The sequence below is a fragment of the Hydrogenophaga sp. genome (assembly GCF_041633695.1).
GTDB lineage: Bacteria > Pseudomonadota > Gammaproteobacteria > Burkholderiales > Burkholderiaceae_C > Hydrogenophaga.
Map to the genome: position 1 here is coordinate 1 of NZ_JBFJMY010000699.1, position 1,523 is coordinate 1,523.

3 protein-coding genes are annotated in these 1,523 nt (G+C 64.5%); 2 read left to right on the plus strand and 1 reads right to left on the minus strand.

Annotation, left to right across the window (positions count from 1 at the left end; all coding sequences use genetic code 11):
- On the plus strand, window positions 1-390 hold a 390-nt coding region (locus ABYB95_RS23350; protein WP_372662714.1), incomplete at its 5' end, for a DUF3362 domain-containing protein.
- A gap of 22 nt (window positions 391-412) precedes the next feature.
- Here the strand turns inward: ABYB95_RS23350 and ABYB95_RS23355 are convergent.
- Entirely contained in the window at window positions 413-1,090 is a 678-nt protein-coding gene (locus tag ABYB95_RS23355; protein ID WP_372662718.1) for a DUF1294 domain-containing protein, read from the minus strand.
- Between the two features lie 87 nt (window positions 1,091-1,177).
- On the opposite strand from ABYB95_RS23355, the gene ABYB95_RS23360 reads away from it, so the two are divergent.
- On the plus strand, window positions 1,178-1,523 hold a 346-nt coding region (locus tag ABYB95_RS23360; protein WP_372662721.1), incomplete at its 3' end, for a hypothetical protein.

The following is a 1,523-nucleotide window of genomic DNA, read 5'->3' on the forward strand; positions in this document are numbered from 1 at the left end:
CACACCAGCATGAACCCGCTCAAGGGCATCAGCCGCGACCCGAGGCGGGCCGAGAAGGTGGACATCGTGCGCGGTGACAAGCGCCGGCGCCTGCACAAGGCGTTTCTGCGTTACCACGATTCGAACAACTGGCCGTTGTTGCGCGAAGCGCTCAAGTCCATGGGTCGTGCCGATTTGATCGGCAACGGCAAACACCATTTGATTCCCACTTTCCAGCCGCTGACGGATGGCAGCTACACCAGCGCGCGCCGCAAGAACAGCACGCCGGTGGGCAAAGCGGCGGCCCAACCGTCCAAAGGGCGTTTGCTCACGCAGCACACCGGTTTACCTCCGCGGCAGACCGGTGGTGCGGCCCGCCCCGGCACGCCGACCAAGCGCAAGCCGGGTTGACCGACCGCGCCTGGGGGCCGGATCAAACGCCGCTGAGTTGCGGCCAGAAGATCCAGGCCAGCAAGCCCAGGTAGTTGAGCCCCACGGTGGCCCAATACATCGACCGAAAAGGCTGCTTGCTGGATTTGTGGCGCAGGATTTGTTGCGCAAACCAGGCGCCAGGCCAGCCACCGGCCAGTGCCAGGCCGTGCAATTGGTTTTCGCTCACACGCCAGTCGCCAGCGGTGGCGGCGTGCTTGTCCCGCCAGTAGACGTAGAAGGTGAGCAGGTTGAGCATGACCACGCCGGTCAGCACCACCCAGGGGAAACGGCCGAGCCCGATGCCGATCAGCCACAACAAGAGCCACAGCGCCATCAAACCCAAGGCCGACCACACCAGCCGGTCGTCGCGCTTTTTCAAGTGCGGCGGCGTGCTGCGCGGGGTGGCGCGGCGGCCCGGTGGCAGCAGCGCCGCTTCGTCGGGCGGCGTTTCGGCAGTGGGCGCCAGAATGGTATTGGTGCTGGCCGAGACGGACAAAGCCCGGGGGCCTTTGCCGCCCACATGGATCTCGTCGAACGTGACCTGCAAACCTTCGCGCGGCCCCGGGTGGCCGGTGAAGTCGCGCAGATGGAAAAAGACATCGGCCGGGATTTGCGGGCTTCGGATGAATCCGAAGGCCCTTTCTGCATCCCAGCGCACAACGGTTCCCTGTTTTTTCATGCGGCAGATTGGACAAGCTGGAGCCTTGGATTATGCAGATTGCTGTTTTCGCCTTTATGGCGCAAAATGCGCCATAAAGGAGTTGTCATGAACTTGCCACCTACCCCTCCCACTGCCAACCCGTTTTCCTCCGTCAAGCTGCCCGCCGCGCTGGTGCAAAAAGCCCGCCAGGCAGCGCAATCGCAGCGCCGCTCCGTGGCCGGTCAGATCGAATACTGGGCCACGCTTGGGCGCATCGCCGACGAAACCGGGCTCACCGTGCAAGAAGCGCGGGAAGCCATCGCGCGTTACGACGCCCGGCAACAGGCCGGTGAACCGCTGGACGAATCGCTGGATGCCATCGAAGCCCGCTTCACCAGCGCCGACACCAACAGCCGCCTGGCCCAGGCTGTGCGCGACACCGTGTTGCGCAACCGGCAAGCCGCAGTAGCCA

Coding starts and splice junctions, on each gene's coding strand:
- ABYB95_RS23355 (WP_372662718.1), bottom strand. CDS start 1,090: ATGAAAAAACAGGGAACCGTTGTGCGCTGGGATGCAGAAAGGGCCTTC.